General features: G+C 60.5%; 29 protein-coding genes and 1 riboswitch. Of the genes, 13 read left to right on the plus strand and 16 right to left on the minus strand.

The genetic code is table 11. The features are described from left to right. Positions 1–150: 150 nt before the first annotated feature. The 3 genes from WMO45_RS04165 to WMO45_RS04175 are packed head-to-tail and all read left to right on the plus strand — an operon-like array spanning position 151 to position 1,758. Positions 151–564: a DUF3783 domain-containing protein gene (locus WMO45_RS04165; RefSeq protein ID WP_349139292.1), complete on the plus strand. Its 414-nt coding sequence runs from the start codon at positions 151–153 to the stop codon at positions 562–564. Between the two features lie 57 nt (positions 565–621). Then, entirely contained in the window at positions 622–1,221 is a 600-nt protein-coding gene (locus WMO45_RS04170) for a glycerol-3-phosphate acyltransferase (protein ID WP_349139293.1), read from the plus strand. 33 nt (positions 1,222–1,254) lie between these two features. Next, complete coding sequence (locus WMO45_RS04175; protein ID WP_349139294.1) at positions 1,255–1,758, plus strand: GreA/GreB family elongation factor; 504 nt, start codon at positions 1,255–1,257, stop codon at positions 1,756–1,758. A 57-nt stretch (positions 1,759–1,815) separates the two neighbouring features. On the opposite strand, the gene WMO45_RS04180 is transcribed toward WMO45_RS04175, so the two are convergent. Both WMO45_RS04180 and WMO45_RS04185 read right to left on the minus strand, forming a co-directional pair. Continuing rightward, on the minus strand, positions 1,816–3,192 hold the full coding sequence (locus WMO45_RS04180) for a radical SAM/SPASM domain-containing protein (protein WP_349139295.1): 1,377 nt from the start codon (positions 3,190–3,192) through the stop codon (positions 1,816–1,818). Positions 3,193–3,487: 295 nt separating this feature from the next. After that, positions 3,488–3,991: an SLOG family protein gene (locus WMO45_RS04185; RefSeq protein ID WP_349139296.1), complete on the minus strand. Its 504-nt coding sequence runs from the start codon at positions 3,989–3,991 to the stop codon at positions 3,488–3,490. A 139-nt stretch (positions 3,992–4,130) separates the two neighbouring features. After that, positions 4,131–4,266, plus strand: a riboswitch (FMN riboswitch). A gap of 85 nt (positions 4,267–4,351) precedes the next feature. On the opposite strand from WMO45_RS04185, the gene WMO45_RS04190 reads away from it, so the two are divergent. The 6 genes from WMO45_RS04190 to WMO45_RS04215 all read left to right on the plus strand — a co-directional run bounded on the left by WMO45_RS04190 (position 4,352) and on the right by WMO45_RS04215 (position 10,622). Further along, positions 4,352–4,975: an ECF transporter S component gene (locus WMO45_RS04190; protein ID WP_349139297.1), complete on the plus strand. Its 624-nt coding sequence runs from the start codon at positions 4,352–4,354 to the stop codon at positions 4,973–4,975. Between the two features lie 148 nt (positions 4,976–5,123). Further along, the gene (locus WMO45_RS04195; RefSeq protein WP_349139298.1) at positions 5,124–6,806 is read left to right on the plus strand and encodes a glutamine--tRNA ligase/YqeY domain fusion protein; all 1,683 of its coding nucleotides are present in this window, start codon (positions 5,124–5,126) and stop codon (positions 6,804–6,806) included. Between the two features lie 62 nt (positions 6,807–6,868). After that, positions 6,869–7,900, plus strand: coding sequence for a threonine aldolase family protein (locus WMO45_RS04200; protein ID WP_349139299.1), 1,032 nt, complete (start codon positions 6,869–6,871; stop codon positions 7,898–7,900). 112 nt (positions 7,901–8,012) lie between these two features. Beyond that, positions 8,013–8,564 carry an RNA polymerase sigma factor gene (locus WMO45_RS04205; RefSeq protein ID WP_349139300.1) on the plus strand — a complete coding sequence of 184 codons (552 nt, stop codon included), beginning with the start codon at positions 8,013–8,015 and terminating at the stop codon, positions 8,562–8,564. Then, positions 8,561–10,006, plus strand: a complete 1,446-nt coding sequence (locus WMO45_RS04210; protein ID WP_349139301.1) for a copper amine oxidase N-terminal domain-containing protein — start codon at positions 8,561–8,563, stop codon at positions 10,004–10,006. Before WMO45_RS04205 ends, WMO45_RS04210 begins: the two co-directional genes overlap by 4 nt. A gap of 142 nt (positions 10,007–10,148) precedes the next feature. After that, positions 10,149–10,622, plus strand: a complete 474-nt coding sequence (locus WMO45_RS04215) for a DUF2798 domain-containing protein (protein WP_349139302.1) — start codon at positions 10,149–10,151, stop codon at positions 10,620–10,622. A gap of 47 nt (positions 10,623–10,669) precedes the next feature. Here the strand turns inward: WMO45_RS04215 and gltA are convergent, their stop codons facing one another. The 10 genes from gltA to WMO45_RS04265 form a co-directional block, all read right to left on the minus strand. Beyond that, positions 10,670–12,067, minus strand: a complete 1,398-nt coding sequence (gltA, locus tag WMO45_RS04220) for an NADPH-dependent glutamate synthase (protein ID WP_349139303.1) — start codon at positions 12,065–12,067, stop codon at positions 10,670–10,672. A 13-nt stretch (positions 12,068–12,080) separates the two neighbouring features. Further along, complete coding sequence (locus WMO45_RS04225; RefSeq protein WP_349139304.1) at positions 12,081–12,938, minus strand: sulfide/dihydroorotate dehydrogenase-like FAD/NAD-binding protein; 858 nt, start codon at positions 12,936–12,938, stop codon at positions 12,081–12,083. Between the two features lie 206 nt (positions 12,939–13,144). Next, positions 13,145–14,041, minus strand: a complete 897-nt coding sequence (locus WMO45_RS04230) for a histidine kinase dimerization/phospho-acceptor domain-containing protein (protein ID WP_349139305.1) — start codon at positions 14,039–14,041, stop codon at positions 13,145–13,147. A 59-nt stretch (positions 14,042–14,100) separates the two neighbouring features. Beyond that, positions 14,101–14,844, minus strand: coding sequence for a hypothetical protein (locus WMO45_RS04235; protein WP_349139306.1), 744 nt, complete (start codon positions 14,842–14,844; stop codon positions 14,101–14,103). A gap of 30 nt (positions 14,845–14,874) precedes the next feature. Then, positions 14,875–15,630, minus strand: coding sequence for an ABC transporter permease (locus WMO45_RS04240; RefSeq protein WP_349139307.1), 756 nt, complete (start codon positions 15,628–15,630; stop codon positions 14,875–14,877). Then, complete coding sequence (locus WMO45_RS04245) at positions 15,623–16,546, minus strand: ABC transporter ATP-binding protein (protein WP_349139308.1); 924 nt, start codon at positions 16,544–16,546, stop codon at positions 15,623–15,625. The genes WMO45_RS04240 and WMO45_RS04245 overlap by 8 nt, the downstream gene beginning before the upstream one ends. An 83-nt stretch (positions 16,547–16,629) precedes the next feature. Next, positions 16,630–17,316, minus strand: a complete 687-nt coding sequence (locus WMO45_RS04250; RefSeq protein WP_349139309.1) for a response regulator transcription factor — start codon at positions 17,314–17,316, stop codon at positions 16,630–16,632. Then, entirely contained in the window at positions 17,317–19,041 is a 1,725-nt protein-coding gene (locus WMO45_RS04255) for an Rqc2 family fibronectin-binding protein (RefSeq protein ID WP_349139310.1), read from the minus strand. Further along, entirely contained in the window at positions 19,032–19,445 is a 414-nt protein-coding gene (locus WMO45_RS04260) for a Mini-ribonuclease 3 (protein WP_349139311.1), read from the minus strand. The genes WMO45_RS04255 and WMO45_RS04260 overlap by 10 nt, the downstream gene beginning before the upstream one ends. A gap of 88 nt (positions 19,446–19,533) precedes the next feature. Continuing rightward, positions 19,534–20,082, minus strand: coding sequence for a hypothetical protein (locus WMO45_RS04265; protein WP_349139312.1), 549 nt, complete (start codon positions 20,080–20,082; stop codon positions 19,534–19,536). A 198-nt stretch (positions 20,083–20,280) separates the two neighbouring features. Here WMO45_RS04265 and WMO45_RS04270 point away from each other — a divergent pair, with 198 nt between their 5' ends. The 3 genes from WMO45_RS04270 to WMO45_RS04280 all read left to right on the plus strand — a co-directional run bounded on the left by WMO45_RS04270 (position 20,281) and on the right by WMO45_RS04280 (position 23,031). Next, the gene (locus WMO45_RS04270) at positions 20,281–20,937 is read left to right on the plus strand and encodes a hypothetical protein (protein ID WP_349139313.1); all 657 of its coding nucleotides are present in this window, start codon (positions 20,281–20,283) and stop codon (positions 20,935–20,937) included. Positions 20,938–21,184: 247 nt separating this feature from the next. After that, positions 21,185–22,507 (plus strand): HD-GYP domain-containing protein, encoded by a 1,323-nt coding sequence (locus WMO45_RS04275; protein ID WP_349139314.1) that lies wholly within the window; start codon positions 21,185–21,187, stop codon positions 22,505–22,507. Further along, positions 22,501–23,031, plus strand: a complete 531-nt coding sequence (locus WMO45_RS04280; protein ID WP_349139315.1) for a DUF5317 family protein — start codon at positions 22,501–22,503, stop codon at positions 23,029–23,031. Before WMO45_RS04275 ends, WMO45_RS04280 begins: the two co-directional genes overlap by 7 nt. 50 nt (positions 23,032–23,081) lie before the next feature. Here WMO45_RS04280 and WMO45_RS04285 read toward each other — a convergent pair whose 3' ends face one another. The 3 genes from WMO45_RS04285 to alr all read right to left on the minus strand — a co-directional run bounded on the left by WMO45_RS04285 (position 23,082) and on the right by alr (position 25,388). Next, the gene (locus WMO45_RS04285; protein ID WP_349139316.1) at positions 23,082–23,630 is read right to left on the minus strand and encodes a hypothetical protein; all 549 of its coding nucleotides are present in this window, start codon (positions 23,628–23,630) and stop codon (positions 23,082–23,084) included. Between the two features lie 63 nt (positions 23,631–23,693). Next, complete coding sequence (locus tag WMO45_RS04290; protein ID WP_349139317.1) at positions 23,694–24,059, minus strand: type II toxin-antitoxin system PemK/MazF family toxin; 366 nt, start codon at positions 24,057–24,059, stop codon at positions 23,694–23,696. 201 nt (positions 24,060–24,260) lie between these two features. Next, the gene (gene alr / locus WMO45_RS04295; protein ID WP_349139318.1) at positions 24,261–25,388 is read right to left on the minus strand and encodes an alanine racemase; all 1,128 of its coding nucleotides are present in this window, start codon (positions 25,386–25,388) and stop codon (positions 24,261–24,263) included. A 209-nt stretch (positions 25,389–25,597) separates the two neighbouring features. Between alr and WMO45_RS04300 the strand changes: the two genes are divergently transcribed. After that, entirely contained in the window at positions 25,598–25,981 is a 384-nt protein-coding gene (locus WMO45_RS04300; RefSeq protein ID WP_349139319.1) for a hypothetical protein, read from the plus strand. A gap of 66 nt (positions 25,982–26,047) precedes the next feature. Here WMO45_RS04300 and WMO45_RS04305 read toward each other — a convergent pair. Then, positions 26,048–26,287, minus strand: a 240-nt coding sequence (locus tag WMO45_RS04305; RefSeq protein WP_349139320.1) for an S-layer homology domain-containing protein, incomplete at its 5' end; no start/stop codon positions are given.

A 26,287-nucleotide genomic window follows, 5' to 3' on the forward strand; every position in this document is an offset into this window, starting at 1 on the left:
TTCTTCTTTCTATTTTATCCAATTTTGTCGAAAAGCTCAAGAGAAAAAAGGCACCTATCTGGTACACCGGCCACAGCGGATTTTATATTGACGCTCTCTTTCAAAGCGGGTAAAATAGGTTGGAAATCAGAAAGCGAGGGATACCACGCGATGAACATGCCACTGGTCCTTCTTTATAATCTGGACAAAACCAAGGCCGCCAAGATCCAGCGGATGTGCCTGCCGCTGAAGATCCGCGTCCGGCAGGTCTCCCCGGAATGTTATACCCTGCCGCTGGGCAGCCTGGTGGATGGGGACGGGACAGCTGCCCCAGACGAAGCCGCCGGCTTTACGGACGAGATGCTGCTGCTGGTCCAGTTTACCGGCCCGCTGCTGGAGCAATTTCTCCAGGGCTTCCGCCGCAATAAGATCCCCCCGGTTCCTCTCAAGGCCGTATTGACCCCCACAAACCGTGAATGGACCTCTCTGCAGCTGCATCAGGAGCTGCTGCGTGAGCGGCAGGCCATCCAGCAGGGACAGGCTGCCCATACTGCCTCTGAGGCGCCCAAACCCACCGATGGCTAAAACAGCGCTCGAAGGGGCACACTGAGACCATCGGATAAAAAAGGGGGAGGCGATGAGATGCAGCGGCTGCTCTGTCTGCTGGTCGGCTACAGCTGCGGCTGTCTGCTCACCGGTGAGCTGGTGGCCCGCCTGCGAACCGGACGCAGCGCCTCCGTCCTGGGTACCGGCAATCCCGGCATGGCCAATCTGGCCCACGAGCTGGGACTGCGCTGGGGGTTGACGGTGCTGTTGGGCGATGTTGGGAAAACGGCTCTGGCTTGGTCACTGTGTCAATTGCTGTTCTGCCCCGGCCTGCGCACCGCCGGATTGTGGGCCGGTCTCGGGGCCGTGTTGGGACATAATTTTCCAATCTGGCGCCGCTTCCAGGGCGGCAAGGGGGTGGCCGTCACCTGCACGGCTCTCATCCTCTCCGCCCCTCTGTGGGGCACACTCAGCTGCCTGCTGGGTCTGGCTGTCACACTGTTTACCGGCTATTTGCCGCTGGGCGCCGTAGTGATCCCCACGCTGTTTCTCCTCAGTGTTCCGGCCTGGGGCACGGCAGAAGTATTTCTTCTGGCCCTGCTGCTGAGCGTGTTGATGTTCTCCCGCCACATAAGGGGACTGCAACGCATGATACGTGGAGAGGAACCCCGTAAATTCCGCCGTAATCAGCCATGATCGATTCAATCTCAGATATAAGAGGGACATACCATGCACAATGAACTGACCCAAAAAGACCTGCAAATGATGCAGGAAGAACTGGACTATCGCCGCATTCAGCTACGCCCCAAGCTGCTGGAGGCCGTCAAGGAAGCACGCGCTTTCGGCGATCTGAGTGAAAACTTCGAGTACAAAGCGGCCAAACAGGAAAAAAACCGCAACGAGAGCCGCATCCGCTTCCTGGAAAACATGATCAAGACCGCTGTGGTCCTCCCCGACGCCACCCATGCCGACGCGGTGGATCTGTACGACAAGGTCACCGTCCTGCTGGAAGACGAAGGCGATACTGAGACCTACCAGATCGTCACCACCATGCGGCAAGATGCCCTCCACGGCCTCATCAGCAAGGAATCCCCTCTGGGCCGTGCCATGCTTGGTCGGAAGGTGGGGGAGCGTTTCCACATTCAGGTCAACGATTCCTATGGTTATGACGCCGTCATTCAATCCATCGAGAAGGGCGGCGACGACGGCTCCGTTCCTCTGCGTGGTTTCTGACTCTGTATCTACATAAAAAAGACCTTCCCACTTGGGGAAGGTCTTTTTTATGTACGCTTACTGACCGCAGCTGCTGCAGCCAGCGCAGCCGGCACAGCCGGGGTGAGACTCGTTCCACAGCTTTTCGGCGGTGGGGGTCCAGTTGTCGGCATAAGGATGGGTCTTGGCGGTCAGATGCTCTACCGTCTCAGGGGACTGAGGATCGGTGGAGTGAGCGCCGGTCTCATGCACCATCTTCTCAATGAACTCCGGGTTCTCCAGCATGGGGCAGGGACGCAGCATGTTCTCGTTGAAGGGCTGATTGTTGTGGTAAGCCATAAACATGGGGGACTGCAGGCACTCCAGCAGAGTCTTCTCCCGGATGTTGGAATCGGAGTAGTGGATGAACACGCAGGGGTCCACATCGCCGTTGGCGTTGATGTGGAGGTAACGGCGGCCGCCGGCGATACAGCCGCCCACATACTCAGCATCGTTCTGGAAGTCCATGGCGAAGATGCCCTTCGTCTGACGCATGGCCCGGATACGGTGATAGATCTCCTCACGCTGCTCGGGAGTGGGCATCAGTTCGGGGGCCGCATCGTTGCCCACAGGCATGTAGTGGAAGAACCAGATGAAGTAGGCGCCCAGATCCATGATCTTGTCGTAGAACTCCTCGCTGGTGATATCCTTGTAGTTGACACTGGTGTAGCAGGTGGAGATGCCGAAGGGCAGCTTGTGGCTCTTAAGCAGGGCCATGGCATCGGTGACCTTCTTATAGATGCCCTCACCGCGGCGGGAGTCGTTGGCCTCCTCAAAGCCCTCCAGGCTGATGGCGGGGATGAAGTTGCCCACCCGCAGCAGATCCTGGCAGAACTCCTCGTCAATGAGGGTGGCGTTGGTGAAGGACAGGAAAGCGGCATCGTTGTGCTTCTCACACAGAGCGATCAGATCCTTCTTGCGCACCAGAGGCTCGCCGCCAGTATAGATGTACATATAGATACCCAGCTCTTTGCCCTGGGTGATGATGGAATCGATCTCATCAAAGGTCAGGTTCAGCTTGTTGCCATACTCCGCCGCCCAGCAGCCGGTGCAGTGCAGGTTGCAGGCAGAGGTGGGATCCAGCAGAATAGCCCAGGGGATGTTGCAGCCGTACTTTTTGCGGTTCTCCTCCTGCTTGGGCCATCCCACAAGGTTGGCGTTGACAAAGAAGTTATTGAATACCGTCTTCAATACATCCGGATCGGTCTGGGTCCAGACTTTTTCGATCAGCTGGTGCCAGCAGGAATCTTTATCGTTGATGACTCGGTCGAACGCTGCACGCTGCGTGCTCAACGTGTCCCCGGCAAATTTGTTGACCAGATCCATGACCTTGCTCATATTGTTCATGGGATCCTTGTCCAGATAATCAAACACCTTGGCCAGGCCGTAACGCTTCAGACTGTCAGGAATCTTCATCTTTCTTTTCCCCTTTCACGGCATAACAATACCAATCGTTGGTGATACTATACCGCCCTTTTGTCAAAAGGAAAATAGACAAAACCCGAATCCTGTCCAAACTCCTGACAAAACCGGCAGTTTGTTTAAAATCATATTTTCTTTTATTCGTTTTCTTTTGTTATTTTTACCATTCTATTATATAATTATTAAAACCTTATTCACCGCTAACCGATGGAGTCCTCTTCCAGAATATGCACCTTCCGCTCCGGATGTGCCTGTTTGTTCCAGAAAAAAGGGCGGCCAAACGGCCGCCCTACTCCTCTACATCCAGTGTCACGATCTTCCGTCCCTGTTTCATGGCATAGGAAATGGTATACATCGTACCGCCCAGCATCCCGTCATAGACCGCGATCAGCATCCCGGCATGGTCCACCAGATAGCGGTTGCGCCGGAGCATGCACCCCCGGTCGTAGTGGCGCTGGATCATGGTTTCCCGGTCACAGCGCTCCACCAGGGAGAAATACCGCTCCCGGTCCCGCTCCCGCCAATGGGCGGCCTGCTCTTCACAAGGGATCACCGCCTCCAGCGTCACGCCGGCGCACTTACGGCGCAGCTCCAGCACCGCCTCGCAGAAATAGAAGTCTGCCCCACGGGCCATCCCGCACAGGAAGTGCCGCACTCCCTCGTCATATGCCTGCTCCACCGCCTTCACCAGCCGCGCCTTCAACGCCAGGCATCGTGGGTCCTGCTCATTCTCCCGCCAGGGCAGTTTTTCCGGCCGATGGCCGGTAAAGCTGCACGTCCGTTCTCTGTCCATTCTGCCCCTCCGTATCCTTGTTGTCCTCATTGTAGTATATCCCGCCGGGCAAGTCAATGTTTTATCGAACATTTGTTTTTTATTTTTTCTCTTGCAATTTCCCACTAAATGTGTATAATAAGGGCGGAACAACTGAATCTGATGTCTTCAGGGCAGGGTGAAAATCCCGATCGGCGGTACAGTCCGCGAGCCGGCAACGGCTGACCCGGTGCAACTCCGGGACCGACAGTGACGCGCACAGCACGGGCGCGAAGTCTGGATGAAAGAAGATGTGTTGAAATTGGGCACGCTCCTTTTGATTTTGACACCTGGAAGGCATGGTCTTTCAGGTGTTATCCAGTCAATAAGGAGTGTTTTATTATGTCTGCAAGATCCGTCCGCATCAAGAAGCTGGCCGTGATGGCCATGCTGGTGGCTCTGTCCATTGTACTGGTGTGGCTGGTCCACTTCCCCATCTTTGGGCCCGTGGCATTTCTGGAATATGACCCCGCTGACATTCCCATCCTCATCGGTACTTTTGCCTACGGCCCGGCGGCCGGGCTGATGCTCACCGTGGTGGCCAGCCTGATCCAGGGCTTTACCGTCAGCGCCCAGAGCGGCGTGATGGGGATCGCCATGCACATCTTCGCCACCTCCACGCTGGTCCTGGTGGCCGGTACCATCTATAAGTTCCGCCACACCCGCCGGGGCGCTGTGCTGGCCCTGGTGTGCGGCACTCTGGCCATGACGGCCGCCATGATGGTCTTCAACCATTTCTTCACCCCCTATTTCATCACCGCCGACGTGGCGGATACCGCTGCCGTGGCCGCCAACCGCGCCTATGTGGACACCCTGCTCTTCCCCTTCATCGCCCCCTTTAACCTCATCAAGGCCGGAGTCAACTCCACGGTCACGTTCCTGGTTTACAAGGTGGTCTCCAAGTACATTGTTCACGGGGATGCGTTCCACAAGGACGTCTCCTCCAGCCTGCCCAACGAATCCTGAACCATCGTTCTTCCAACGGGGTGCCGCTTCTTGATGCGGCGCCCCGTCTTTTTTCCCGCTGCCACTCCTTTTCCGGCTGCGGCTCTTGCAATTTTCCATTTTTCAGGGTAAAATATCAATTTGTATCAATATAAAGGAGTGAAACCAAATGCCAGAAGAGCTGAACCCCACCATGACGCAAAACTTCATCCATGATTTCATCGACGAGGACATCGCCCAGGGTGGTCAGTTCCAAGGCATGACCGTCCATACCCGGTTCCCGCCGGAGCCCAACGGCTACCTGCACATCGGCCATGCCAAGGCGATCTTTGTGGACTTCGGCACCGCTGAGAAGTACGGCGGGCTTTGCAACCTCCGCATGGACGACACCAACCCCACCAAGGAAGATGTGGAATATGTAGAGGCCATCCAGGAGGACATCCACTGGCTGGGCTATGACTGGGGCGACCGGTTCTACTTCGCTTCGGACTATTTTGAGCAGATGTACGAGTACGCCGTGGAGCTCATCAAGAAGGGCCTGGCCTATGTGTGTGAGCTGACCCCCGAGCAGTTCAAGGAGTACCGTGGCGACGTAAACACCCCTGCCCGCTCCCCCTGGCGGGACCGTCCCATCGAAGAATCCCTGGATCTGTTTGCCCGGATGCGCGCGGGCGAGTTCCCCAATGGCAAATACACCCTGCGGGCCAAGATTGACCTGGCCAGCGGCAACTTCAACATGCGCGACCCGGTGATTTACCGCATCAACCACATGCACCATCACCGTCAGGGAGACAAGTGGTGCATCTACCCCATGTACGACTACGCCCATCCTCTGGAGGACGCGCTGGAGGGCATCACCCACTCCCTGTGCACCCTGGAGTTTGAGGATCACCGGCCCCTGTACGACTGGGTGATCGCCAACTGCGATGTACCCGCCAAGCCCCGGCAGATCGAGTTCGCCCGCCTGGGTATCAACTACACCGTCATGAGCAAGCGCAAGCTGCGCCAGCTGGTGGAGGAAAACCGGGTGTCCGGCTGGGACGACCCCCGGATGCCCACCATCTGCGGCCTGCGCCGCCGGGGTTATACCCCCCGGGCCATCCGCAACTTCTCCGAGCGCAACGGCGTGAGCAAAGCCGCCTCCACCGTGGAATTTGCCTTCCTGGAGCACTGCCTGCGGGAGGACCTGAACCTGACTGCCCAGCGGGTCATGGCGGTGCTCCGTCCCGTCAAGCTGACCATCACCAACTACCCCGAGGGCCAGAGCGAGACCTTCTCTGTGGAAAACAACCCCAACGACCCCGAAGCCGGCAGCCGTGAGATCACCTTCTCCCGCAACCTGTATGTGGAGGCTGAGGACTTCCTGGAGACTCCGGTACCCAAGTACAAGCGCCTCTACCCCGACGGCCCTGAGTGCCGTCTGAAGGGTGCCTACCTGATCAAATGCACCGGCTGTGCCAAGGATGAAAACGGCAATGTAACCGAGATCTTTGCCACCTATGACCCGGAGAGCCGGGGCGGCGACCCCGCCGACGGCCGTAAGGTGAAGGGCGCAACCATCCACTGGGTGGACGCCGCCACCGCCGTGGACGCCGAGGTGCGCCTGTACGACAACCTGTTTACCGATGCCGATCCCGACGCCGGCGACAAGAACTTCCTGGACTGCCTCAACCCCAACTCTCTGGAGGTGCTCCCCAACGCCAAGGTGGAGGCCGGCCTGGCCGGCGTGGAAGCCCCCGCCTCCTTCCAGTTCCTGCGCCAGGGCTACTTCTGCGTGGACAACAAGGACAGCGCCCCCGGCCACCTGGTCTTTAACCGCTCGGTCAGTCTGAAAGATTCCTTTAAATTTTAATGGGAACGCAAGGGCGGCGGAATCCTTCCGCCGCCTCCCAATCTGATTTGGAGGGTTTTGAAATGAAGTACTTCTTCCGCAACGACTACTCCTTCGGCGCTCACCCCAAGGTGATGGACGCGGTATGCGCCGCCAACCTGGAGGGCAACATCGGCTACGGTGACGACAAGTACACCGCCCGGGCCAAGGACCGCATCCGTGAGGTGTGCGGCTGCCCCGACGCCATGGTGGAATTCGTCACTGGCGGCACACAGGCCAACGTACTGACCTGCGCCTTCCTGCTCAAGCCCTGGGAGGCCGCCATCTGCCCCCACTCCGGCCACCTCAACGGCCACGAAGTGGGCGCATTTGAGGCCACCGGCCACAAGATCCTCACCGTGGAGGCTGACGCCGCCGGTAAGATCGCCCCGGAGCAGCTGGTCCCCCTGCTCAAGCTCCATGAGGACGTCCACCTGACCAAGCCCGGCCTGGTGTACATCTCCAACGCCACCGAGAACGGTGCGGTCTACACCAAAGCAGAGCTCACCGCCCTGTATGATTTCTGCCGCAAGAACGGCCTGCTTCTGTTTGTGGACGGCGCCCGGCTGGGCTGTGCCCTGGCCTCCGACGCCAACGACATGACCCTGCCCGAGTTCGCCCATCTGTGCGACGCCTTCTACATCGGCGGCACCAAGAACGGCACCATGTTCGGCGAGGCCCTGGTCATCACCCGGCCCGAGCTCACCGAGGGCTTCTTCCGCATGAAGAAGCGCCTGCTGGCCGTAATGGAAAAGGGCTGGATCCAGGGCGTGCAGTTTTTGACCCTGTTTGAGGACGACCTCTACTTTAAAATGGGCCGCCAGGCCAATGAGATGGCCGCCCGTCTCCAGAAGGGTCTGAAGGCCAAGGGCTGGCAGCTGTGGGTGGAGTCCCCCACCAACCAGGTCTTCGCCGTGGTACCCAACTCCATCAAGCCCCAGATCGACGCGGTGTGCGAATACGAAGACTGGTGTCCCTATGACGAGACCCATACCGTGGTCCGTTTTGTGGCCTGCTTCCACACCAGCGAGGCCGACGTGGACGGTCTGCTGGCCGCCCTGCCCGACCTGCACTGAGCCATTCTTCCCCCAAGGCAACATGCCTTGGGGGAATTTTTTGTCCCGAAACCGTAACCGTGGGCCATCTTGGTCGTATATACAGGCAGAACCGGTTCTGGAAAGCGAGGGAATGGATATGGACGAACGGGCGCTGGCCCGAAACCTCATGCGGCATAGCCGCACGGCACTGGAGCAGGCCATCGACCGTTTCACCCCATATGTGGGGGCGGTGGTGACCCGCACCCTGGGCTGCCAGGGCAGCCGGGAGGACGTGGAGGAAGTGGTGGCCGACGTGTTTCTGGCCCTCTGGGCCCACGCCGGACAGCTGGACCCGGAGCAGGGACTGCGCCCCTGGCTGGGCACCGTGGCCCGCAACAAGGCTACCGACTGGCTGCGGACCCATCGTCCGGCCGATCCGCTGCCTGAACCGTCCACCGCCTCCGGCGCGCCCGGCCCGGAAGAAGAGGCCGAACGCCGGGAGTGGGCCCGGCGGCTGTGGGAGGCCGTAGACGCCCTGGAGGAGCCTGACCGCACTCTGTTCCTCCGCTACTACTACCTGGGCGATAAGCTCAAGGATGCGGCCCGGGATCTGGGGCTGACCCAGACCGCCGCCAAACAGCGGCTGTTTCGGGGCCGCAAGGCACTCAGACAACGATTGACGGAAGGAGGGGATGCGCTGTGAAGAACCGACTCCAGCAGCTCTGGGACGAGACCGTTCCCATGGAGGGCCCCTGTCCGCAGCCCGACCCGGCAGCCGTACGGCGGCGGGTCAATGCCGCGCTGAACGCCATCCCTTCGGAAAGGAGCCTTTATATGCGGCAAAAACTTCGCCTGGCGGCACTGGTCGCCGCCGCCGCGGTCCTGCTGGCGGGTTCGGCTCTGGCGGCCGCTTCCCACTGGAATGTGCTCGACTTCTACTTTCAGGGCGGACAGAGCGCCGCCCAGGACCTGGTGGATGATCAACCCAGGTCGGTCTGTGACGAGCAGTACACCCTGACGGTGGAGAGCTCGGCCTGCGACGCCTCCGCCGCGCTGCTGCTGGTGCGGGTAGACGCCCGTACCGACAAGGCCGCGGCCTTTATGGGCACAGAGGATTTTAACGGGATCGATCTGTGGAGCATCCACCCGGTGGACCCGGACTACCTCTCTCAGGACTCCGCCCCCGCTGTGGGCGGCAGTTTCAGCTACAGCGAGGTATCCGCCCTGCGCACCGAGACTTCCACCACCTGGCGCATCCGGGTGGACCTGTCGGGCATGACGTGCAGTCAGCTCTCGGTCCGCATGGGGTATATGGAGCCGGGACTCTCCATCTCGGTGCCACTGGACCCGGCCCAGCCGGTGGAGGTGGCGGTAAACGCCTCCGGTCAGGGTCTGGCCTGGTATGAGACCCGGGCGGCAGGCCCGGTCACCTTGCATACCGTGTCCCTTACCCCGCTCTCCCTGCAGATGGACGTGTCTTGGACCGACCAGGGCCTCCGGGAAGAGGCCCCTCTGCCCCCCATCCAGTTCCGCATGGCGGACGGCACACTGCGCACGGCCGGCCAGATGCTGAACGCCCCCACCCAGGGCACCACCCTGCTGGAGTCCTCCGGCGATACCGCCGCCTACCGGGGCACCTGGAACCTCACGTTCCGCAGCGTGCAGGACCTGTCCCAGATCAAAGCGCTGGTGGTGTGGGGCCTGGAATACCCTTTGGATGGCAGTACACCACGGCCCACAGAAGAGGAGAGCTGTGACACCCTGCCCTTCTCTCTGGCACGGGTAAACCCCCGGCCGGAGGGCGGCGGATACCTCCTGCCGGTACGGGCCCTGTGTGAAGGGCTTGGGATCGACTGCGACTGGGACGACGCCTCCCACACCGCTGTGATGACCTACCGCGGCATTACGCTGGAGCTGACCTGGGGCAGCCAGACTGCGCGGCTGGACGGCCAGCCGATCGAGCTGAGTCTGCCCGTTCTGGTGCAGGACAGCACAGGCCAGTTCCACACCGCGCCGGACGGCGCGTCGGGCACGCTGTGCGTGGAGGCCTTCTCAGAGCTGGAGGATATCTGGCAGCTCTGGATCTGCCTGCCCTATGACTCTCAGGCAGAATGCTACGCCGACAGCTGGACCATCTGGCCCTGAGTCGATCGCTTTCATGCAAATTGCCCTTTGCGAAATGCCCGTAAATGTAGTATGATAGGGGCACGAACGAGTGGTGCCCGGCACGTAAATCCAGTTACGTGCCGGGCGCCGCTCTTTTTTTCGGAAAAGGAGTGGTTTGATCATGCCAAGAACCAAATTTCAGGAAGTCGTGTTTGCTCTACTCATGTGTTTTTTCATGGTGCTGGCCATGGAGGTGTACAACACCGCCTTCCGGCTGGGTGGGATGTCCAACGCTTGCTGGCTGCCGGCGCTGTGGGAAATGCGTATTATGCTGCCCACCTGTTTTATCATGAGTTTTTTCTTTATGGACCCTCTGGCCCAGAAGCTGACCTTCGCCCAGCTCACTCCCGGGGAGGACCGCCCCATTCTAGTGATTCTGGTGCGGGCCGGCATCACCGTGGCCCTGATGTGCCCCACCATGAGCTTTGGGGCCACGGTGTTCTTCTCCGGATTTCACGCGGAATTTGTCTCGGTCTGGCTCCAGACGCTGGTGCGCAATTTCCCCATGGCGCTGTGCTGGCAGGTCTTTTTCTGCGGGCCGCTGGTGCGCCGGCTCTTCCGCGCGCTCTTCCACCGACAGCTCCAGACCGCCTGAAGGCGGAAAAAACGGGACGCCTCAGGGCGTCCCGTTTTTTCTGCGCGTCAAGCGCCGTATGTATCCTTCAAATACTGATGCATGGAGGCGGCAGCCTTCTTGCCGGCACCCATGGCCAGGATCACGGTGGCCGCGCCGGTCACCGCATCGCCGCCGGCATACACGCCTTCCCGGGTGGTGGCCATGGTCTGCTCATCCACCAGCAGGCAGCCCTTCTTATTGGTCTCCAGACCCGGAGTGGTGGAACGGATCAGCGGGTTGGGGCTGGTGCCCAGACTCATGATAACCGCGTCCACCTCCAGCTCAAACTCGCTGCCGGGCACCTCGATGGGACGGCGGCGGCCGCTGGCGTCCGGCTCACCCAGTTCCATCTTGATGCACTCCATGGCACGGACCCGTCCCTTGTCGTCCCCCAGGATTTTGGTGGGATTGTTCAGGAACAGGAACTCAATGCCCTCTTCCTTGGCGTGGTGGATCTCCTCCCGCCGGGCGGGCATCTCCTCCTCGCCCCGGCGGTACACCACATACACATGCTCGGCCCCCATGCGCATGGCACAGCGGGCGGCGTCCATGGCCACATTGCCGCCACCCACGATGGCGGCTTTTTTGATCTTCTTGATGGGGGTGTCGTACCCCTCCCGATAGGCCTTCATCAGGTTGATGCGGGTGAGGTACTCGTTGGCGGAATAGACGCCGGCCAGGGTCTCCCCCTCGATGCCCATGAACATGGGCAGGCCCGCGCCCGTGCCGATAAAGACCGCGCGGTAGCCCGCTTCGAACATCTCGTCCACATCGTAGGTCTTGCCCACCACCATGTCGGTCTCCACATCCACGCCCATGGCGGCCAGCTTGTCCACCTCATTCTGCACGATGGCCTTGGGCAGGCGGAACTCGGGGATGCCATAGACCAGCACGCCCCCGGCGGTATGGAACGCCTCGAACATGGTGATCTCATAGCCCAGCCGGGCCAGATCGCTGGCACAGGTCAGGCTGGCAGGGCCGGAGCCCACCACCGCCACCTTGATGCCGTTGCTCTTGGGCTTTTGGGGCATCTCGTTGATGTGTTCCCGGTACCAGTCGGCCACAAAACGCTCCAGCCGGCCAATAGCCACCGGCTCGCCCTTGATGCCACGGACACAGCGGGCCTCACACTGGCTCTCCTGGGGGCAGACACGGCCGCTGATGCTGGGCAGGGCGTTGGTATCGGTAATGATCTCGTAAGCGGCTTTGAAGTCGCCCTCAGCCACCTTGGCGATGAACTCCGGAATGCGGATGTTCACCGGGCAGCCGCCCACACAGGGCTTATGCTTGCAGTTGAGGCAGCGCTGGGCCTCCTCCACAGCCATCTCGGCGGTGTAACCCTGGGCCACCTCCTGGAAATTATGATTGCGGACCTTGGGGTCCTGTTCCGGCATGGGAATCTTGGTCATACTCATATTCGGCATCTTCTGCTCCCCCTCAATGGATCATCTCATGGGCCAGCTGCTCCATACGGCAGTCGTGCCGCTTCTCCTCTTCGATCTCCTGGGCCCGGTAGACCGCGTTGCGGTTCATCAGCTCGTCAAAATCCACCTGGTGCCCGTCGAAATCCGGGCCATCCACGCAGGCAAATTTCATCTTGCCGCCCACGGTGACCCGGCATCCGCCGCACATACCCGTGCCGTCGATCATAATGGGGTTCAGGCTGACAATGGTCTTGATCCCATAGGGTTCGGTCGTCTTGGAGACAAATTTCATCATGGGGATGGGGCCGATGGCGATGACGGCGTCATAGTGGACACCCGAATCGATGAGCTGCTGGAGCTTGACCGTGACAAAGCCCTGCTCGCCATAGGTGCCGTCGTCCGTCATGATATAGCAGTGGTCGCTCACCGCCCGGAACTCCTCCTCCAGGATCACGATGTCCTTGGAGCGGAAACCGGCGATGACATCCACCTCGATCCCCGCGGCATGGCAGGTCTTGGCCTGAGGATAGGCGATGGCGCAGCCTACGCCGCCGCCCACCACGCACACCCGCTTGGCGCCCTCGGGCAGTTCGGTGGCCAGCCCCAGCGGGCCAACGAAATCCCGGATCACATCGCCTTCGTTCAGATCGGCCAGCAGCTCGGTGGTCAGGCCCACCTTCTGGAAGATAATGGTGATGGTACCCTTCTCCCGGTCGTAATCGGCGATGGTCAGCGGGATGCGCTCCCCCTGCTCATCCAAACGCAGAATGATAAACTGCCCCGCCCGCGCCTTTTTGGCGATGAGGGGCGCCTCCACCTCCAGCAGGGTCACACTGGGATTGAGGACCTTTTTCCGTACGATTTTGACCATATACTCTACCTCTTCTCATCGCGCTTGTCCGCCCGGTCCGGCGAGCGCGTCCCTAACGTCAATGGAAGGTGGGCGGTCCAAATTCCAGACGGCCTACTGCCGCAACGGATTCCGCCCGTCCACTTTACTAAACTAACCATATCAGCTTTCCTACGCTTTGTCAAGAAGTAAAGCGCGCCGGTCTAGAAAACCGCCGCCCACCCTCGTTAAGTCCTCCACCGGAGGACGATCGCAAACATTCCGTCCGTCAACTCCGCCTCCAGACGGCACCTCATCTGTTCGGCCAGGGCCTTGACGATGGCCAGTCCCAGGCCGGTGTTGCGGCCGGTGCGCATCTTGTCGGAGGTAAAGAAGCGGTCAAACACATGGGGAACGTCCTCTTGCGTCAAGTCGGTGGTCTCGTTGCGGAACTGGCTGACCACCCACTCGCCCTCCCGGAACAGGCGCACCTCCATTTTCCCGCAGCCGTGATCCAGCGCGTTGCGGATCAGGTTGGTGAATACCCGGAGCACCGCCCCCTCATCCGCCAACACCGGCGGCAGGCCCTCCTCCAGCTCCACCGTCATGTCAAAGCCCTTTTCCACAAAGTCGTTGTAGAAGGCGGCCAGCAGGCCGGACAGACTGGCATGGAGATTGACCGGCGCCTGCTCCAGCGGATACTCCCCGCCTTCCAGGCGGGAGAGCTCATAAAAGCCGGTGATCAGATTCTGCAAGGCCTTAGAGCGGCTCTCAATGACACTCAGGTACTCCCGCCGTTCCTCCTCCGGCAGATCTGGATCCTCCAGCAGCTGAAGGTAGCCCAAAATCGAGGTCAATGGGGTACGCAGGTCGTGGGAGATATTGGAGATCTGCCGCCGCAGGGATTTCTCCTGCTCCCGCCAGGCGGCCTGATCCATCCGGCGGGCCTCCAGCAGGCGGTTGACCTCCTGGAGCAGCGCCTCCGCCGCCCCGTTGGGCACTGCCAGCCGTACCCGGGCCGAGCTGCCCGTCCGCTCCAGCTCCTCCAGCTGTGCCGCCGCGCTCCGCAGCGCCCGCCGCTGGGTCCACACCCACCAGCCCAGGATCAGACAGGCCGCCGCCAGCAGGATACACAGGATCCCCATTTCTCACGCCCCCTTGAATACGCCAAGGGCGCGCCCGGGGTCCGGGCGCGCCTTGTCCTTTATCGAATGTCCCGTCTGGAAAACCACACTGCCCCCACAGCGGTGCTTACGCCGCCCCAGCCCAGGCCGATCCCCCAGCACCAGAGCTGGTACTTCCAGGTGAGCCACCCGGACAGATAGGGGGGCATCAGCAGCGTATAGGGCATCAGGATGGCCTGGAGCAGTGGGGAAAGCTGTCCCCCGGTAAACAGCGTGGACAGTGCCGCCAGAATGGGCTGCCCCACGAAAAAGACCAGGTAATAAGCCGTCATCCAAACGGCGGCACCGGGGAAGATCACTGCCATGGCATGGCACAGAGCGAACATCCCGCACCACACCGGCAGAGCTCCCGCCAGGCAAAAAAGCAGGATTGCCAAGGAGGCTTCTTCCCCCGCCCGGTCGCTGTGGGACAACAGCGGAAAGCAGATCCCCAAAAGCCCCATCAGCAAAAGCGCGCACAGAAGCATGCCCAACAGTAGGCCGGACAACAGCTTGCCGCCGTAGATCCTGCCCCGGCTCAGGCCGAAGGCCACCTCATTTTTGAGGGTCTCCCCCCGGTTGCCGTCCACCACCTGCACCAGCAGAGGCACCACCAGCATCCCCGTCAGCATGGTCAAGCTGACCCCACCGACCAGCTCGGCATAGGTGGCGCTGCTCATCAATATCCCAAACAGAGTGGTACACAGGACCAGAAACAGGGTGGTCCCCCAGGCGACCCGGTGGTGCAGGGACTTCCACAGCTCGGCTTTGATGTAGTTGAGCATACCCGTTCCCCTTCCGGCCGTCCGCTCCCCTCAGCGGATCTCTTTTTTCTGAAAGGCCGTCAGGCCCACTGCGGTGGACAGAATCAGCAGCGCCACGCCCACCAGCCAGCACATGCCTACATAATCCATCTGGAAGGCCCGATTGGGCAGCGTTTCCAGCATGACCGTCGGCATGATCTGCCGCACCGTCTCGAACACCGGATGGAACAGCAGTCCGAGTCCCTGGAGGATGGCCGGCAGAACCCCAAGCAAGCCCACGCTGACGAAGGCGGCCAGAGTGGTGTTGCGCACCAGGAAATAGCAGGCCATAGTGATCCCCTGAGCACCCAGCCACAGGGGGAAGGCCCCCGCCAGGACGTAGCCGTTGAGGGTCATGGCTACCCCATCCAGCTCATTGTGGGGCAGCAGCAACCAGCAGCCGGCCACGTACAGCGCCAGCATGACCGCCGCCGCCAGGATGGACACCAGCGTGGCAACCGCCAGCTTGCCCAGATAGATCCGCACCCGCGGCAGACCGTAAGCCACCTCATTTTTCAGGGTGTTCTGCTTGTACTGTTCAGAAAAGACCATATCACAGGTGAGGATGGTGGCATACGCCCCGATGCTCAGCATGACGGACACCATGGTGGCGGCGGAATAGAAATCCATGCCCGCATTGCCCCAGGTGCTGCTCAGCCAGCAGCCCCACAGCAGCACTCCCTCCAACGCCAGGACGACGAGCAGGGTAAGATAGAAGTATTTTCTCCGAAAGACCTTGTAGCACTCAGCAGCCAGATAATTACGCATGGCGGACACCCCCGATCATGGACAGGAAGTAATCCTCCAGATTGGCCCCCCGGCTCTCGATGGACTGGAGGGCCACGCCCCCCTCCACCAGCACCCGGGCCACCGTATGGGGCTGGTCCAGGAAACAGTACAGACGGATGAGGTTGCCGGGCAGCACCTCATAGTCCCGGACCTCCAGCTCCCGCTCCAGAACGAGCGCGGCCTGGGAGACGTCGTCCACCCGCACCTCGATGCAGGCCCGGCACTTCTCCTGCAGGGCCTGGGCGGAGATCTGCTCCAGCATCACTCCATTGTCAATGAAGCCGTAGCAGGTAGCCAGGTTGGCCAGCTCCGGCAGGATGTGGCTGGAGATGAGAATGGTTGTCTGCTGCTCCTCATTCAGCCGCAGCAGCAGGTTGCGAAACTCCACGATCCCTTCCGGGTCCAGGCCGTTGATGGGTTCGTCCAGCAGCAGGAAGTCCGGCCGGTTCATCAGCGCCAGCGCCAGGCCCAGGCGCTGCTTCATGCCCAGGGAAAAGTTCTTGAAGGTCTTTTTCCCCGTGCCCGCCAGGTCCACTTCCTCCAGCACCTGATCCACCACCCGGTCGCCGGGGATGCCCCGCTGGATACGGTAGTACTCCAGGTTCTGCCGGGCGGTGAGGTAGGGATAAAAGCTGGGGGTCTCCACCATCACCCCGGTATGGGCGCGCATGGCAGAAAGCTCCCGTCCGCCGGAGGCGCCGAACAGGCTCAGTTCCCCGCCGGAGGGAACGGTCTGCCCCGTCACCATACGGATCAGGGTGGTCTTACCCGCCCCGTTGCGGCCCACCAGGCCGTAAATCTGGCCCTTCTCCACACTCAGGTCCACCCGGTCCACCACCGGCCGGTTTCCATATCGCTTGGTGAGCCCGTGGGTCACCAATACTTCTTGTGTCATACGGCATCAGCCTTTCGTTTGGATTGTGATGCCAGTATAGCGGCAAGTCCATAATCCGCCTTTAAGCAAAGGTGAAGAAAGTCTTAATCACTCATCTTAAAGCCGATACCCCAGACCGTCTTGATGTACTCCCGGTCACTAACCTTGGCCAGCTTGGAGCGCAGGTTGGAGATATGGACGTTGACCGTGTTGTCGTCCCCCATATACTCCCCGCCCCACACCTGCTCATAGAGCTGCTCCCGGGTAAAGACCTTTTTCGGGTGCTCCATGAGCAGCTTGAGGATCTCAAACTCCCGGGCGGTCACGCTCACCGGGGCGCCGCCGGCTGTGACCGTGACGCTCTCCTTATCCAGCTCCAGGTCTCCGTGGGTGAGTACGCTCCCTCCACCGCCGCCGGAAAACTGCTTGTACCGGCGCAGTTGGGCCTCCACCCGGGCCAGCACCTCGGCGTTGTCAAAGGGCTTTGGGATAAAATCGTCCGCTCCCAGCCGGAGCACGTTTACCCGGTCCTCCAGCCCGGCCTTGGCCGAGAGGACGATGATGGGCATGGTCTTTTTCCGGCGCATCTGGGTGATAAACTCTTCCCCGGTCAGGCCGGGCAGCATCAGATCCAGCAATACCAGGTCATATTCATACTGCCCCGCCCACAAAACGGCCTCGCTGCCGGAAAAGGCCGGGCGGCAGCTGTACCCCGCCCCCTCCAGAATGCGGCAGAGCAGTTTGTTGATATCGGGATCGTCCTCAACGATCAGGATGTGGCAGGTATCCATTTATTTCACCCTCAGTCGCTTGGCCAGCTCCGGGTCCGGGTCCACCACGGCGGTCTGATACGTGGTATAGACCACCATGCCCGGCCGGGCACCGGCGGGCTTCTTTACATACTTCACCGGGGTATAGTCCACCGGCACCTTGCTGCTCTCCCGTGCCTGAGAAAACCAGGCCGCCAGCTGGGCGGCCTCGGTCAGGCTCTGGGCGTCGGCCTCGCCCCCCTCCAGCCAGAGGATCACGTGGGACCCGTGGATCTTCTGGGTGTGGAGCCAGATATCGCTCTTATAGGCCATCTTGGTGGTCAGCAGGTCGTTCTGGCTGTTGTTCTTGCCCACCGAGATCCGCAGCCCGGTAGAGGAGCGGAACTCCATGGGCTTGCCGGCCACCTTTTTCCCCCGGTCCTTGGCCTTGCCGGAACGGCGGAGGTAGCCGGTCTCGGTCAGCTCCTGGCGGATCTCCTGCAGGTCCCGCTCCCCTTCAGCCAGGGAGAGGTTCTCCAGCACGCTGTTGAGATACTCCAGCTCCCGGCCGCCCTTTTCCAGCTGGATGGTGAGCATCTTCTCGGCCGTCTTAGCCTTGTTGTACTCCTTATAATACCGGGCGGCATTCTGTTGAGGCGTGAGCAGGGGGTCCAGCCGGATCTCCACCATGGGGCAGGCCGGATCGTAGAAGTCCATGGCGCGCAGCACGCTCATTCCCTTCTCCATGGCGTGGAGGTTGGAGGTGATGATGTCCCCCTGCTCCCGCAGGCGCTCCCGGTCCTGCGTCGCTTCCAGCTCCCGCTGCTGGTTGGCCAGCTTGCGGGCCGTCCGGTCCCGGGCGTTGGTTACCGCCTTCACCAGGTCCTGGCCCCGCTGGCGCACCCGCTCGGCCGCCTCCCGGTTCTCATAAAAGCCGTCCAGCATCTTGGAAAAGCTCTCCTGGGGCAGGCTCTCGGTCTCCGGACCGTACTGGAGGATGGGCAGGAACGTAAAATCAACCGCTTTCCCCTCCCGCATCAGCAGGGTGGGGGTCACCCGCCCCTCCCGCACACAGGCGCACAGCTTCTCCACCTCGGCGGCCAGACGGGCGGGATCCTCCCCCGCCCGGAAGGTCAGTTCCCGCGCCAGCAGAGGGGACAGTCCGGTAAAGGTATCCAGCAGCAGCTTGTCCCACTGCTTGCCCAGCGGATTGTCCAGTGCCTGGCGCAGCTGCTCCGGCTCCAGCGCCATGGGGTCCAGCTTGTCCGGCGCAGGGGGCTGGCGGTAGAACAGCCCCGGCAGCACCTGCCGCTGGCGGGACATGTCTCCGTCCACCCGGCGTATGCAATCCAGGATGCGCCCCTCCCCATCCAACAGGATCAGGTTGGCGTTGCGGCCCATGGCCTCCAGCACCAGCCGGCGCTCCACCCGGTCGCCCAGCTCATCCAGACTCTCCAGGCGGAAGTCCAGAATGCGCTCCATGGGCGGCTGCACCAACTCCAGGATGCGCGCCCCCTGCAGATGCTTGCGCAGGAGCATACAGAACATGGGCGGTTCGGCCGGGTTTTCCCGGGGCAGGGTGGTAAGGTGGGCCCGGGGATGGCCCGGATTGGCCGAGAGCAGCAGCTTTACATTCCCCTGCTGCCCCCGGATGAACAGCACCACCTCATCCCGGGCGGGCTGATAGATCTTGTCGATCTTGCCCCCCTGGACGGCGGCGCGCAGCTCGTCGGCCACCGCTGTGAGGCAAAGTGCGTCTAGCGGCATGTCTCTTCCTCCATCATAATGCCAAACAGTTCGTTGAGCCGCTGGGTGCGTCCCTGGAGCCACAGCCAGCCAAACAGCGCCTCCAGCCCGGTGGCAGCCTGATAGTCTGCCCGGCTGGCGTTCTGGGGCACGCTGTGGGGGCTGACGTTGCGGCCCCGTCGGAACACGTCCCCCTCTTCCTCGCTCAGCAGGGGCAGGATCTTCTCCACCGCCTTAGCCTGGGCGGGGGCGGCCACATAGCGCACAGTGGCCCGGTGCAGCCCCTTGGAGGTGGCCTTACCGTGCAGGCACAGCCAGGAGCGCACCATCAGTTCAAACACACCGTCTCCCAGATGGGCCAGCCCCAGGCTGCTGATGGCCCGGATGGCGTCCGGCTCGGCGTGCAGGTGAAAGTAATCCGTCATATCCATCTTCCTCGTTTTTCCTTTGTCACTGATAGGATAGTATACCGCAATCCCGCCGGAAAAACAACCGGGTGCCCTCCACTTCTCCTCACCCCTGAGGCAGCCGCGGGCAGCCGCAGGACGAAAAGGGAAACACGGCGCATCTCCGTCCATCCAGCTCTTCCACCCGCGCAAAACAAAACAGCGGCGTCATGGGAAATGCCATCCCCTCCGGCCAGGGAAAGGCCAGCAAAAAGCCCCCCTCCTCCCGGCGCAGAAAGGCCCCGGCGTTTCCCGCCGCCCGGGCCAGCAGCGGCTCCCCCATCAGCCGGGCAGGGGTGGCCTCCCAGCTCCACCCCGCCGGTGCCCGGGGGCGAGCCGTACTTCCCGGGACAAACGCCAACTCGGCCTCCGCTCCTTCCGGCGGCCATATTCCCCGACGCCTAAGCTCGTCCAGTGACAAACTGCGCCGCAGCTGCAACCTTCCCTGCTCCGGCAAAAAGGTCCCCAGCAGAAACCGCTCTCCTTTTCCCAGCAGGTAACACTTATACAGCCCTCGTCTATCGTCCCGCAGTTCTCCCCTGCACCGCACCCGCAGCCCCTCTTCCTGAAGGGTCAGCCATCCCTGTCCGCCTGCCAGCGGATAGCGTCTTTCCACTCCGCGGCACCTCCTCCCTCCCCTGTCTTTTTATTGTATGCAACCTCCATCAGGCGAATGTTTTGCTTTACTTAAAGTTACCGCTTTTTGTAATATGTTTTTCTTTTTTATTTTTATGTTACCTATTGCATGCGGCAGCCCTTTTTTGTATAATGTTATCAGAAATTAATCGATCCTGGCGATTAGGGGGAACTCACTGTGGATCTTAAGTCTCAGAGCGAGGCGTGGAAGGATTTGGTCGGCTGTCTCCCCGGCATTTTGGAGAGTGAATTTGTCGTAGAAAACGATACCATTCGGGAAGTTCACATTCTTTCGGATCAGTCCCGCGGCCCGAAACAGATCGTCCGCGACGTACAGTCGGCCATGCTGGCCCGCTTTCATCTGGAACTGGATCACAGAATCATCAGCGTGGCTCAGATCCCGGGTCGTTTTTCTGCCGAACATCACCGCCGTTTGATCTGCGAACGGCTGGAGCTCTCCGGCGGACGCAGTGGTTCTTCTGTGGTCGTCCATCTCTCACTGGATGGAAATACTTACAGCGGCCGTGCCTGTTATGATTCCGCCCGTTCCGACCGGATGCGTGCCATTGCCCAGGCCACGGTGGAGGCCATCAACCTCCTGTTGGCTTCCGGCTGCCGGTTCTTTCTGGAAGATGTACGTTACGCATCCATGGGTGAACGGCGGGCAATTTTGGTTGGCCTGCACCTGAAATACGATGGAAAGACGGAAGCCTTGCTGGGCGCCTGCTACGAGGGCGATGATCCCAATTTTTCCGTAGCTCTGGCCACCCTGGATGGCGTAAACCGTCGTTTTACCACACTTCCTTTCGCCAAGGAAGGCGAACCGGTATCCTGACCGGTCTTAATTTAAGCGAAGCGGATATGGCCTGTCTCTAGCGAATGACAGAGTTCTGTCAAGGAGGGCTATATTCGATGAAACACGCGAAGCTGATCGCTGCGCTTACTTCCCTGGTTTCCCTGCTCCTGGCCGGCGGTGCGTTCTTTAACATCCGCTGAGCACAAACAGAACGCGGACAGTCGGCATCCCCGGCTGTCCGTGTTCTTCCATTCTGACATTTAGGCGCGTCCTGGAGGGCAAGGTTATGCAAACGGCTGCAAAGCGGTATATGACTCTGATCTGCGTGCTTGGACTGGCAGTCGGGTGCTTTTGCATCTGGCGCTTTCTCTCTTGCCTGGCCGGTCCCTGGACTCCGACCTACATAGGCGTTTTTCTGGTCCTGGTTCTGCTCTCGTGGGGCTGCTGCTGCCTTCCCCTCTATCTCCGGGAAGATTGTACGGTGGATTTGTCCTTCATCAGCGTGCTGGCTACCGTGCTCCTTCTGGGCCCGGAAGCGGCGGCACTGATCAAACTCATTACCTATCCGTTTGTCGTCATTCCATCCCCGGACGGCTCACACCGGGAACATTTTCTGAACACCTCCCTGCGCAAAAACCTCTTCAATATGGGAAACCACAGCATTTCTTATTTCCTGGGCGGGCTGGCTTATTATGCTGCAGGCGGGACTCCGGGCGATATCACCCTTCCTTATGTGCTTCTTCCCGCACTGCTGTTTATCATCATGGCCATGCTCTCCAATGTGGTGGTCATCCTGCTCTATTTCGTGTTGACCCAGCGCATCCGCATTTATCCCACATTTTTTCACATGTTCCTTACTCTGATCCCAAGCATCGGTCTGTCCGCACCCATTGGCTACTTTCTGGCCTTTCTTCTGAACCTGCCTGACGGTATCTGGTTGTCCCTGTTGTTTATGCTGCCGCTGCTGCTGGCCCGCTACTCCTTCCGTCTATACCTGGACAGCCAGAAGCATCAGCAGCAGATCATCCGCACCCTCACCGCCGCGCTGGAAGCCAAGGACGAATACACCGAAGGCCATTCCCAACGAGTGGAACATTACGCCGTCCAGGTGGCCGATCAGATGAAACTCTCCACCCGACAGCGCACCTGGCTGTCGGTAGCCGCTCTTTTCCACGACATCGGCAAAATCGGCGTGCCCGACTCCATCCTGCAAAAGCCGGGTGCTCTTACCCCGGAGGAGCGAGCCATCATTCAGGCCCACCCCGCCACCGGAGTACGTATTCTGAAGCAGTTGTCCGGATACGAGGAGATCATTCCCCTGGTACTCCATCACCACGAGTTTTTTGACGGGCGTGGATATCCAGACGGCACCCGGGGCGACGAATTGTCCATTGAGACCTACATTCTTTCCGCCGCCGACGCCTATGACGCCATCACCAGTGACCGCCCTTACCGCAAAGGCAGCACGCCTCAGCAGGCCGCCGCCATTCTCCGCGCCGAGGCCGGGCGGCAGTTTCATCCCCAAGTCGCTACCATTCTGGCTGATATGGCAGAAGCTGGTCTGCTGGATCGGCCCGACACCAACACCCAGGAGGAGCCCACATGCTGAGCTTATCCATTCTGGCGGCGCTGCTTCTGGGATGGTGCACCGGCGGGCGGCTGGCACGGTTTGAGCGCTGCGGCCTTCGTCTGCTGCCATTGCCGGCGCTCGCTCTGCTGCTCCAGCGGATCAGCTGTGCTCCCTGGGCTCTGCTGCTCTCCTACGGGCTGCTTTTCCTTTTTGTTTTATACAACCGGCATTTGAAAAAGACCGCCTTCTTCCTTGGACTGGGCAGTGCCTGCAATCTGGCTGTAATTGCAGCCAATCATTGGCGCATGCCGGTAAGCCCTCAGGTCGTGGACCTACTCTCCTCCCAGGCAGCAGCCGACCTGCTGGTGGGAAACATTCCTATGTATGCCGTCGCAGGAGAAGGGACCCGATTGCTCATACTGGGTGACATTCTCTATTGTCCTCTGCCGGTATTGGGCGGATTTGCCAGTATTGGAGATCTGCTGCTAATGCTGGGTGTATTTTGGGGCATTTTAGCCGCCATGGCCCCCCACCGTCTGCCCGGCTGGATGTCACGTGGATAAGACAATAAAACGAGGGGCCGCGGATCTCCGCGGCCCCTCGTTTTATTCTTTCACTGGATCTGATAGCTTCCCCGTACCATAAGGGTGGCAGCAGTGGTCGCTTTCACACCCCGCCCCTCAATGGTCCCCAGGTAAAGGTGGTTGGCCACCAGAGTTCCGCCATTGGCCAACGTGGTCCCGGCCGTCATATCCACCAGACCGGGTGCGCTGTCCGAAACGCATACCGCTGTACCCGAGCGCAGCAGGAACTCACAGGACGCCCCGCCGGTCAGCGTCTGCCCAGCCGTCAGCTCCACGACCTCATAGATGGCGCCGCCCTCCGGCGTATCCCCGGTTTCACCGGCCAGGCTGGCCTGTACCTCTTTCTCATATTCCGTCACTACATCGTTCAGCTGCTGCTTCAGTTCCGTCTCACGGGCGGCCACTTTGGCATCTACCTGTTCCAGAATGGCCGGAGTGACCTTCTGATTCAGATAACTTAATGTCACCAGCGGATCGCTCTGGCTTCCCTGCTGTCCCGCCGCCAGAGCCACACCGGCCAGCCCAAGCGTCATCAGACAGCCAACCGCCACCCGGATGCCCCATGTTCTCCGTTTCATATGTACAACCTCCGTTGAAATGCGGGAGGACCGCCGCCTTCCAGCGGTCCTCTCCGCGATTGCTTATACCATGGTATCTGTGTGCAGGCCGAAGCTGACCGCGATGGCGTTATCCACCCGCTGCATCTGCGTTTCGTCCAGCCGTCCCATATGCTCTCTCAGCCGCCGTTTGTCCAGCGTCCGGATCTGTTCCAGCAGCACCACGGACTCTTTGGGCAGGCCGTAGGTGTTGGCCGAGAGCTCAATGTGGGTAGGCAGACGGGCCTTGCCGGTCTGAGATGTGATGGCGGCCGCGATCACCGTTGGGCTGTGACGGTTGCCGGTGTCGTTCTGCACGATCAGCACCGGACGCACGCCCCCCTGCTCGCTGCCCACCACAGGGCTCAGATCAGCATAGAAAATGTCTCCTCGTTTTACGCTGTTGTCCACAAAAGCTCACACTCCGCCGGAAGATAGTCACCTGCGTCACATGGCCAGCAGCCTATGTAACGCGGTCACTATGATTCTCCCACGGGGCGACAGGATTTATACACAGCCATTAAAAAAACAGGAAGGGGCTGCGCTCCCCGTCGCCATACCGGCGCATCCTCCCCGGTCCAGTGTATGCCAAACCAAGCGCTTCCGTGTACCTCAGCCCAGATATTCCCGGTGCACCCGGGGCGACACCGAACACAGAAGTTCATACTGGATGGTACCAGCCAATTCAGCCGCCTCCTCGACCGGCAGGCCGCTGCCAAAGACCTCCACCTCATCACCCGGGCAAACCTCCAGCCCGGTGACATCCGCCATGCACATATCCATGCAGATCCGTCCCACCACCGGCACCCGCCGGCCATGGATCAAGACTTCCAGACGATCCGAGCACACGCGCGGCAGTCCATCCGCATACCCAATGGTCAGTGCCGCCAGTTTGGTCTCCCGTTCCAGCACGTGGGTACAGCCGTAGCTCACCGCCGTACCCGCCGGCACCGTTTTAACCGAGGCCACCCGGGTCTTAAGGGTCATCACCGGCTTGAGCTGCAGCCCTTCCAGGCCCATACAGGACGGGTCCGGATAATGCCCGTACAGGGCAACTCCAGGGCGCACCATGTCCAGATATGTACAGGGGTAGTTCAGCACTGCCGCACTGGCCGCACAGTGTCGGATACGGAAATGTACGTCCCGTTCCTCCAATGCCGCCAGCAGGTCCAGAAAGCGGGTAAACTGGAGCATGGTGTACGCCTCATCCCCATCTGCATTGGCAAAGTGGGTATAGATTCCCTCCACATCCAGTCCAGGCAAGGCACATATCGCCGCCATAGTGTCCGCCGTGTGTTCCAGCTCCTGCTCCGTACACAGCCAGCCCAGGCGGGACATGCCGGTATCCGCCTTGACATGTACCAGCAGCCGCTTCCCTGCCGCCGTCGCGGCCTCGGACAGCGCTTGAGCCGTCTGTTCATCGTATACCGTCTGGGTCAGGTCGTTGGCCAGCAGTTCGGAGGCACAGCTGGCCGGAGTGTAGCCCAAAATCAGGATAGGAGTCCGGATCCCGGCCCTGCGCAGCTCCAATGCCTCATCCAGGCAGGCCACCGCCAGATACTCTGCCCCCAGCTGCTCCAGCCGACGTGCCACCGGCACCGCGCCATGTCCGTAAGCATCCGCCTTCACCACACCCAAAAAGCGGCAGCCGTCCGGCAAAAGCGCACGCAGCGCCCGATAGTTTTCCTCCAAATGGCTAAGATTGATCTCTGCCCATGTTCTTGTTTCCAGTTGTTTCATACCATAAGCCTCTTTGCATTTGCTGTTTCGTGTTATTATACTACACCCGCCTCATTCTCACAACCCCGAAGCCCATTACCTTTTTTAAGAACTTTTAAATGAATTGTTCACACAACGCCAAAGACAAATCCCTGTTTTCCGGCTATAATAAGCTCAGATACCGGGGCCAGGTCGGCCCATATCGATTTTGATATAAGGAGGGTTCCAATATGTGGGAAAACCTTGGAAAGTCATTGGTCAATGTAGCGCTCGCCGGCGTTGGCTTGGCCGCACTGGCCGCAGAGCAGGCCGGTAAGGCCGGAAAGGTCCTGGTAGAGCGGGGCGAAATCGCTGTGGAGCAGGGCCGCAAGTACAGCGAAGATCTGCAGCAGAAGATGCAGGAGGACGCCAAGCGCCGCCGGGAAGAGCAGCTGGATCAGCAGGTATCTGCTATGGATGCTCAGCAGCGGGAGCAGCTGCGCCGCCGCCTGGCCGAGCTGGATGAATTGGAGCGCCAAGCCAAAGAGATGGCCGCACAGGCATCGGATGCCCCCTCTGACTGTGAAATCACCAACATCCATGGCGGACCGCAGGAAGATGACGATCAGACCTGATCTTTATCAATCAAAGAGCCCGGCCCAAGCATATGCTTGGGCCGGGCTCTTTGTGTTGTAATTTTCTCAGCCGTTCTGCTCCTGGGTAAAGCGCATGAGCATGGTGGCTACCTCAGCGCGGCTGGCGGTGCCCTGGGGATCCAGAGCGGAGCCGTTCTTGCCGGTGAGGATGCCCTCGGCCACCGCCCACTCCATGGCATCCTGCGCCCAGGCGGACACGGAGGCGGCGTCGGCAAAGCCGGTCAGGCTGCCCTCCGTGGCGGGGGAGCCGGCGTAGCGGTAGAGCATGACGGCCAGCTGCTCCCG

The sequence above is a fragment of the Flavonifractor hominis genome (genome assembly GCF_040095835.1).
GTDB classification, from domain to species: Bacteria; Bacillota; Clostridia; order Oscillospirales; family Oscillospiraceae; genus Flavonifractor; species Flavonifractor hominis.